Source organism: Fictibacillus macauensis ZFHKF-1, from assembly GCF_000269865.1.
GTDB classification, from domain to species: domain Bacteria; phylum Bacillota; class Bacilli; order Bacillales; family Fictibacillaceae; genus Fictibacillus_C; species Fictibacillus_C macauensis.
In genome coordinates, this window is the sequence record NZ_AKKV01000032.1 from 54752 (window position 1) to 63488 (window position 8737).

Sequence of the window (8737 nt, forward strand, 5' to 3'; positions counted from 1 at the left end):
TAGTATAGACGTAGTTGAAATACATACAACATATAGATGGAAAGCCAAGTAAAATCAGACTGAGGAGGAGAATGATGGGAGTAGTAGTACATGACCCTTCAGGAATTAATATGGAGATGCTGAACAAGGATATTGAGCAATTTCCTCAAGTGCATCCAATTACAAAGGATATGAAAACAACACACAAAGGTGTATCGCGGCTCGTCATGCTTGATCGATACAGCTTTAAAGATACAGAGCGAAAAACGTTAAAACCAGGCGATTTCGTCGTTTTAACAGTAAAGGAGGACCCGAAATTTCCAGCACGTGGTCTAGGGTTTATCGTAAGCATTGATTGGGAAGCGAAGACTGCAAACGTACGTGTGGAAGAAGAGTTTCGCGCGGTGCTTGATACCCCAGAAGAAGTGGAAAGTGGTGTGATTTGTCGTTCGCTAGATGTGATGGACAAGCCACTTGAAGTTTTTTATGAGCAGATTGCCATGCGCAATGCAACAGGGTTAGCAAGTGTTGAAACGACCGAAGAACAGCGGCAACAGTCATTTGAAAAATTTTACAACGAATTGTCTCAGATGAACTTTATTCCAGCAGGTCGTGTTCTCTATGGTGCAGGTGCACAAACAGACGTTACGTACTTTAATTGCTACGTAATGCCGTATGTAAAAGACTCTCGTGAAGGCATTTCAGATCACCGCAAACAAGTGATGGAAATTATGAGCCGTGGTGGTGGGGTTGGAACGAACGGATCTACCCTTCGTCCGAAAAATGCGCTTGCGCGTGGTGTCAATGGAAAGTCATCAGGTTCTGTTTCTTGGTTAGATGACATTGCAAAGTTAACGCACCTCGTAGAGCAAGGCGGCTCTCGTCGTGGTGCGCAAATGATCATGCTAGCGGACTGGCATCCTGACATCGTTGATTTTATCATTTCAAAAATGCAAAATCCTCGCATTCTTCGCTATTTAATTGAAAATACGAATGATGAAAAAATTAAGCAAGTTGCTCAAGATAAATTAAAATTCACCCCGCTCACACCAACAGAACGTGCGATGTATGAAGGCATTCTTCGGTATAAAGACATCCCAGGAAACGGCGGATTCGATGCAGATATTCTTCGTGAAGCAGAAGCCATGTTACGCGATGGCGGAACGTATTCTGTTCATAATTCGGAATTTTTAACAGGCGCTAATATTTCTGTGACGATTACGAAAGAGTTTATGGAAGCAGTAGAGAAGGACGAAGAATATGCGCTTCGTTTTCCGAATGTGGAAAATTATACGCCAGAAGAAATGAAGGCGTATAATGAACAATGGCATGAAGTTGGCGATGTGCGAGCATGGGAAGAGAAAGGCTTTAGCATTCGTGTGTACAAGCGCATGAAGGCAAAAGAGCTTTGGAATTTAATTAATATTTGCGCAACGTATTCGGCAGAACCGGGGATCTTCTTTATTGATAATGCCAATGACATGACAAATGCCGTCGCTTACGGACAAAAAGTCGTTGCAACGAACCCGTGTGGAGAGCAGCCGTTAGCGCCGTACTCGGTGTGTAACTTAGCAGCTGTTAACCTAGGGAATATGGCGAATAAAGAAACGAAAACATTGGATGTCGACAAGCTTAAACAGACGGTTGAAGTCGGTGTGCGCATGCAAGATAATGTCATTGATGCAACGCCGTATTTCTTAGAACCGAATCGCGTGCAAGCGCTCGGTGAACGCCGTGTCGGGCTCGGCGTAATGGGCTTACACGATCTGTTAATTTATTGCGAAACGGTGTATGGCTCTAAAGAAGGAAACGAGCTTGTGGACCGGATCTTTGAAATTATTGCGACGACGGCGTATCGTACGTCGATTGCACTCGCAAAAGAAAAGGGTAGCTTTCCATTCTTAATCGGCGCTACAGAAGAAGAAACGAAGGCGCTTCGTCAAAAGTTCATTGAAACTGGCTATATGAAGCAAATGCCACAAGATCTTAAAGACGATATTCTTCGTTATGGCATTCGTAATTCACATCTTTTAACTGTCGCACCAACAGGAAGTACGGGTACGATGGTCGGCGTTTCAACAGGACTAGAGCCATACTTTTCTTTCTCATATTTTAGAAGCGGCCGTCTTGGAAAGTTTATTGAAGTAAAAGCGGATATCGTTAAAGAATATATTGAACGTCATCCAGAAGCAGATGAAGCGAATTTACCAGACTTTTTCGTTTCAGCGATGGAATTATCGCCACAGGCTCATGCTGATACTCAATGTGTCATTCAAAAATGGGTAGATAGCTCCATTAGTAAAACCGTTAATGCACCAAAAGGCTATACGGTGGATCAAGTGAAAAAAGTGTACGAACGCTTATATAAAGGTGGCGCTAAAGGTGGAACCGTCTATGTCGATGGTAGCCGGGATGCGCAAGTATTAACGCTTAAAGCGGAAGAGTCGTATGAGCAAATTGAAATGAATTTGGGCGAAGACGTTGAGAAAGAAAGCAAAGTCGTGCTCGTTGATACGATTACGGACGTTCGGTCGACAGACGTGACGATCGGGAATGAAGTTGGCAACACATGCCCGGTTTGTCGAAAAGGTAAAGTAAAAGAAATCGGTGGTTGCAATACGTGTACGAATTGTAATGCACAACTGAAGTGTGGTTTATAAGCAAAGGAAACAAGACCCGGACGGAATCGCCCGGGCTTTTCCTTTCTCCGCCCTTGTCACATCACCCTAATGTATAGTAAAATTTTAGTTAGAGCACAAATGTTGCAATGAATGAACCCGGGAGGAAAAAGCATGCCCCCAACGCCTAGCATGGAAGATTATATTGAGCGAATCTATGCGCTGATTGAAGAAAAAGGATATGCGCGTGTATCCGATCTCGCTGAGAACTTAGATGTCCATCCATCTTCTGTAACAAAAATGATCCAAAAGCTTGATAAGGGAAAATATTTAATTTATGAAAAGTATCGAGGCTTTGTATTAACGCCAAGTGGAAAAAAACTTGGAAAACGTCTCGTGTATCGTCATGAACTATTGGAAGGTTTCCTAAAAGTGATTGGTGTGGATGAAGAGAACATTTTTGAAGATGTTGAAGGAATTGAACATCACTTAAGCTGGAATGCGATTGATCGTATTGGGGACCTTCTCCAATATTTTGAAGAAGATCCGAGCCGCGTAGCACACTTGCAAGAAATTCAACGAAAAAATGAAGAACAAGAAGAGCAGTCTTAACGCCTCTAAAGCGTAAAGACTGTTTTTTTTATTCATATTGGACATTCCTCGCTTATTACACTACTAAAAGGGGGGAATGTAGCATGTTGGTTGATGGTGTGTTCTCAGGTGGTGGTATTAAGGGAATTTCTTTGATTGGCGCGCTACAAGCCGCTCAAGAGCGGGGCCTTCGGTTTCAGCGCGTTGCCGGGGCAAGTGCGGGTGCGCTCGTAGCGGCGCTTGTTAGCGCTGGTTATACGTCACAAGAATTAACGGATATTATTTGTCACACGGATTTAAAACAGTTTTTAGATGAAAAAAAATCACGGCTACCTTTGCCTTTTATGAACTGGTTAAAAGTGTACTGGAAGTTAGGGCTATTTAAAGGAGATGCACTCGAACGATGGGTAAAAAAGCTTCTTTTGGCAAAAGGCATTGAAACGTTTGCGGACTTACCAGAAGGCTCTCTTAAAATTGTAGCATCGGATATTACGCGGGGCCGATTAATTGTGCTACCGGATGACTTACCGGATTATGGCATATTACCCGAGAAGTTTTCGGTTGCACGCGCTGTGCGTATGAGCTGTAGCATTCCGTATTTTTTTTATCCCATCCCGTTGTATAACCGAACCGGTCAAAAAAGTTATATCGTGGATGGGGGTGTGTTAAGCAATTTTCCAATCTGGCTTTTTCAGCGAAAAGATCGCACGTCCATTCGACCGGTGCTAGGATTTCAATTAAATTCTTCGTATGAAAGTTTACAAGCGCATAAGGTAAAAAATGCGTTTGGGTTGTTTAAAGCTCTCTTTTTAACGATGATGGAAGCACATGATAATCGCCATATTTCAAAGCAAGATGCTCGTGACATTGTTTTTATCCCAGTTAGTGAAATATCGGTCATTGATTTTCAGTTACCAGAATCCGTAAAGCAAGAATTGATCCAGTTTGGGTATAAACAAACAGACGACTTCCTATCAAAATGGATTGTGGGACGCAAACCCCGTAAATAAGAAAAATCGAGCTCAAAATGAGGCTCGATTTTTTTTCTTATTCTTTTTTCCTTCGATCACAGTTAAATGCGTTTCTTTTTTACGTTTTTTCATAGGTGTTGTTTTACTGCTCGTTTTTTTCAGCGTAGTGGTTGGTTGGGCATACTTTCGTTTGGATTGTTTTACAGCTTTCTTGTACTTATTGTTCTCCGCTGGGCGGGAACGCTGTAACAGAAAGTAGACTACCCCAACGATGACTCCGATGATGAGTATAGAAGAAATAAGCTGCTGAGGTGAATTCCATAAGTATGATCCAAGACCGATCATGGCAAACACGATAAGTACCCATATAAGTGGATTAGAAAATCTGCGTGGCAATCTCTTCACCTCCTTGGCTTATTAAACAATTTTCGTTGTTTCCTTACGCTCAGCATGTTCTTTGTCACGACGCAATAGTTCGTTAAAGGAATGAATCGCTACATCAATTTGTTTAGCGTCTGGTTCTTTCGTTGTTAAAAGTTGCAACCATAAGCCTGGGTACCCTAAATAAGAGAGCACAGGTACATTGCGTAAGCGATTTGTAAATTGCAGCACTTCAAAGGATATGCCAAGGACGACAGGAATTAAAGCTACACGATAGAGAATTCGTTGCCATAAAGGATCTGTCGGGAAAAACAAGTAAACGAACACCCCTACAATGACAGTAAATAAAATAAAGCTGCTACCGCAACGATAGTGAAGCCGAGACTGCGCTTTCACATTAGCAATGGTTAATGCTTGATTGTTTTCAAACGCGTTAATCACTTTATGCTCAGCACCATGATATTGAAACACGCGCTTGACCGCGGGGGTGAGTGATACGAAATAAATATAGGTTACAAGAAAGAGAAACTTAATCAGCCCTTCTAGTAAATTTTGCCCAAGATGACTCGGAATTATAAATTTAAAAGAGTAAGCGACAAATGCGGGAACGAGGGTGAAAATCAACTTTCCAAAGAGAAAAGAAAGAATCCCAATTACGGCAATGCTTAACACCATCGTTTTCTTATTGGAAGGCGGTTCTTCCTTTATTTCCTCACCAGGTGGTACATTGTAGCGTTCTGATGAAAAGTTTAAATGTTTCGTTCCATTTGCGCTCGCTTCTAGTATAGCGGCAATGCCGCGTAGAAATGGTATTTTCTTTAATTTGTTTAACCAGGGCGTAGGTTGTTTTTCTACTTCAAAGTATTCAATACTCTCATCTGTTCTGCGGATGGCTGTCACGTATGTGTGCTGGCCGGCAAACATGACGCCTTCCATCACCGCCTGGCCTCCGTATGCCGGTTTCTGTTTTTCGCTCATCTGTACACCTCTGCCTATATGTTTATACGCTTAATTCTACAGGAAAAAGCGATAAACCTCTAGGCAATACTTCTTTTCCTTTATTTTTCCCATTTTATACACTTTTAACACAAAATATTAATAGAAGGAAAGGGAGAGGACTCTTTTGGACATACTACAGCATGAGGTGATAAAAATGAGCGAAAAGAAAGAAGAACAAATGCCTAGTTTCATGAGTAGAGTGATTAACATTGGTTTCTTTGGAGGCTTGTGCTGGGGAGTCGTTGGGTATATCGCTTATTATTTAAATTTAGCGAAAATAGGACCAGCACTTGCGCTTGCCCCGTGGGCGCTAGGTAAATGGAAAGGGGAGTGGCTAGGACAATTGCTTGGCATTATCGTCATTGCCTTACTGTCTATATTAATTGCCATTCTCTATCGCTTTCTCTTTATACGTATAAAAAATATGTTCGGTGGTCTGTTATACGGCATTCTTTTGTGGCTTTGTGTTTTTTACTTGCTTCATCCGATCTTTCCAGGTCTTGAACCGGTTAAAAATCTTGGGCGTAATACGATTGCCACGACGATTTGTATTTTCATCTTATACGGCGTGTTCGTTGGCTATTCTGTGTCTTTTGAATACCATCAACGAAAGCTGATGAGGGAGAGGAAAAGTAGCTAACTATTCTAGCGGTATGATACACTATTACAGAAGTATCGCCTATTAGAAAAGTAAAAGGGGGCCGATGTGCTATGAAGCGAATACTCGTTCTTAATGGCCCGAATTTAAATCGATTGGGAAAAAGAGAGCCAGGCGTGTATGGTCACGAAGATTTAGCCTCATTAGAGGAACGCTTGCTCGCTTATGGAGAAGAACGCAACGTGACAGTTGAATGTCGTCAAAGCAATCATGAAGGAGATTTAATTGATTGGATTCATGAAGCCAGTGACGCGTGGGATGGGATTGTATTAAATGCAGGAGCCTTTACGCATTATAGTTATGCCATTCGCGACGCAATGGCGAGTGTAAATGTTCCTGTAATTGAAGTACATATATCCAACATTCATGCCCGTGAAGCTTTTCGCCATCACTCTGTGATTGCACCTGTTGCACGAGGACAAATTGCCGGACTTGGATTTAAAGGGTATGAGTTAGGTATTGAAGCGTTGTTAGCAGAGTAAGAACGAGGGGGAGACAACTATGTCAGTGGCACGACTAGAGAAATTACGAAAAAGCTTTGTGGGTACAGAGATCCAAGCGATGCTCGTAACATCGCCGTACAATCGTCGTTATCTTAGTGGCTTTACAGGGAGTTCAGGTGTCTTAGTCATTACTGCACAGCAAGCGGTTCTAGTAACAGACTTTCGCTATGTAGAGCAAGCAACCGCTCAGGCACCTGATTTTACCATTGTAGAGCACGCAGCTTCCCTTATAGAAACCGTTGCGCAAACGGTGAAGAAGCTGGGCATTACTACTCTTGGCTTTGAGGAAGACTATGTTACTTATGCCCTGCATCGAACATATCGTGCTGCAATGCAATCGGTAGGCACGAACCTACTTGGTGTTTCGGGCATGATTGAAAAATTACGCTTGCTTAAGGACTCTTCAGAGATTAAGATATTAAAGGAAGCAGCCCAAATTGCTGATGCAGCATTTTCTCATATCGTCACGTACATAAAAGAAGGACAAACAGAACTAGAGGTTGCCAATGAATTAGAATACTTCATGCGAAAAGAAGGCGCTGCCTCCTCTTCCTTTGAAATGATTGTCGCTTCAGGTTGGCGTTCAGCGTTGCCACATGGCAAAGCTTCCGACAAAGTGATCCAACAAGGCGAGTTAGTTACCTTGGATTTTGGTGCGTATTATAAAGGCTATTGTTCTGATATGACGCGAACAGTCGCGGTTGGAACGGTTTCCACAGAATTACGTAGCATTTATGAAACGGTGAAAGAAGCACAACAACGAGGAATGGATGGCATTGCACCAGGTATGACGGGGAGACAAGCTGACGCCTTAACGAGAGATTATATTACTCAACAAGGATATGGCGCACACTTCGGTCATTCAACCGGTCATGGCATTGGTTTAGAAGTGCACGAAGGCCCAAGCCTTGCTAAGCATTCAGACATCATTCTAGAGCCATCTATGATTGTCACGGTAGAACCGGGCATTTACGTTTCAGGTGTTGGTGGCGTTCGCATTGAGGATGATACGGTCATCACGTCACATGGAAATGAATCGTTGACGCATTCGACGAAAGAGTTGCTTATTTTATAGAATTTTAGGAGGAAAAGACACATGGTATCTGTAAACGATTTTCGTACAGGCTTAACAATTGAAGTAGACGGTGGAATTTGGCAAGTAATGGAATTCCAACACGTAAAACCAGGAAAAGGAGCGGCTTTCGTTCGTTCTAAGCTTCGTAACCTACGTACGGGCGCTATTCAAGAAAAAACATTCCGTGGCGGCGAAAAAGTAGCCAAAGCGCATATTGAAAACCGTCGCATGCAATACTTATATGCTTCTGGTGATACGCATACATTCATGGATAACGAATCGTATGAGCAAACAGAACTTACATCTGCACAGCTTGAGTATGAGTTAAAGTTCTTATTAGAAAACATGGTTGTACAAATCATGACGTATCAAGGTGAAACGATCGGTGTAGAACTTCCAAACACGGTAGAATTAGAAGTTGCTGAAACAGAGCCTGGCATTAAAGGTGATACAGCGTCTGGTGGAAGTAAGCCAGCAACAATGGAAACAGGCTTAATCGTTCAAGTTCCATTTTTCATTAACCAAGGTGAAAAATTACTCATTGATACTCGCTCTGGCGACTACGTATCACGCGCATAGTCCTTCTTTACCTCATAAAAAATGGCTTCATCATCCGTTTCGGTGATGAAGCCATTTTTTTCATGCCGCTCGTTCGTTTGATTGATTTTAGATTGTCTTGTGTATATAAGCAGCCATCGAATGCACCAAAAAATGAAGTAGGTGCAAGCTCTTGTGTAAATGCGCAAGGCTCTCGATTTGCGCGCAGACCCAGTCCGTTCGCGCGCAGGAGCCCTCGATTCGCGCGCAGACCCAGTCCATTCGCGCGCAGGCCCAGTCCGTTCTCGCGCAGACCCAGTCCGTTCGCGCGCAGACCCAGTCTGTTCGCGCGCAGACTCGATAAATGGCCTCCAACAAAGTAGGTAAGGGATGAAAAAAAGTGAAAATGAAGAGATCCTCTCGTA

General features: G+C 42.7%; 10 protein-coding genes. 7 read left to right on the forward strand and 3 right to left on the reverse strand.

The genetic code is table 11. From position 1 onward, the window contains the following. The first annotated feature begins 74 nt into the window (after positions 1-74). The 3 genes from A374_RS15310 (at position 75) to A374_RS15320 (ending at position 4198) form a co-directional block, all read left to right on the forward strand. Complete coding sequence (locus A374_RS15310; protein WP_007203141.1) at positions 75-2639, forward strand: vitamin B12-dependent ribonucleotide reductase; 2565 nt, start codon at positions 75-77, stop codon at positions 2637-2639. A gap of 132 nt (positions 2640-2771) precedes the next feature. Then, positions 2772-3209, forward strand: a complete 438-nt coding sequence (gene mntR / locus A374_RS15315) for a transcriptional regulator MntR (protein ID WP_007203142.1) — start codon at positions 2772-2774, stop codon at positions 3207-3209. A gap of 83 nt (positions 3210-3292) precedes the next feature. Then, on the forward strand, positions 3293-4198 hold the full coding sequence (locus A374_RS15320; protein ID WP_007203143.1) for a patatin-like phospholipase family protein: 906 nt from the start codon (positions 3293-3295) through the stop codon (positions 4196-4198). 12 nt (positions 4199-4210) lie between these two features. Here A374_RS15320 and A374_RS15325 read toward each other — a convergent pair whose 3' ends face one another. Both A374_RS15325 and A374_RS15330 read right to left on the reverse strand, forming a co-directional pair. Beyond that, positions 4211-4564, reverse strand: coding sequence for an SA1362 family protein (locus tag A374_RS15325; protein WP_050979764.1), 354 nt, complete (start codon positions 4562-4564; stop codon positions 4211-4213). Between the two features lie 12 nt (positions 4565-4576). Beyond that, complete coding sequence (locus A374_RS15330) at positions 4577-5518, reverse strand: DUF1385 domain-containing protein (protein ID WP_040340649.1); 942 nt, start codon at positions 5516-5518, stop codon at positions 4577-4579. A gap of 145 nt (positions 5519-5663) precedes the next feature. Between A374_RS15330 and A374_RS15335 the strand changes: the two genes are divergently transcribed. The 4 genes from A374_RS15335 (at position 5664) to efp (ending at position 8354) form a co-directional block, all read left to right on the forward strand. Further along, on the forward strand, positions 5664-6179 hold the full coding sequence (locus A374_RS15335; RefSeq protein ID WP_238535181.1) for a YqhR family membrane protein: 516 nt from the start codon (positions 5664-5666) through the stop codon (positions 6177-6179). Positions 6180-6250: 71 nt separating this feature from the next. Then, complete coding sequence (aroQ, locus tag A374_RS15340) at positions 6251-6679, forward strand: type II 3-dehydroquinate dehydratase (protein WP_007203147.1); 429 nt, start codon at positions 6251-6253, stop codon at positions 6677-6679. 25 nt (positions 6680-6704) lie between these two features. Beyond that, positions 6705-7775 carry a M24 family metallopeptidase gene (locus tag A374_RS15345; RefSeq protein WP_040340658.1) on the forward strand — a complete coding sequence of 357 codons (1071 nt, stop codon included), beginning with the start codon at positions 6705-6707 and terminating at the stop codon, positions 7773-7775. Positions 7776-7796: 21 nt separating this feature from the next. Continuing rightward, positions 7797-8354, forward strand: a complete 558-nt coding sequence (gene efp, locus A374_RS15350) for an elongation factor P (RefSeq protein ID WP_007203149.1) — start codon at positions 7797-7799, stop codon at positions 8352-8354. A gap of 7 nt (positions 8355-8361) precedes the next feature. Here the strand turns inward: efp and A374_RS20850 are convergent. Beyond that, a partial coding sequence (locus tag A374_RS20850) for a hypothetical protein (protein ID WP_007203150.1) occupies positions 8362-8737 on the reverse strand: 376 nt, incomplete at its 5' end.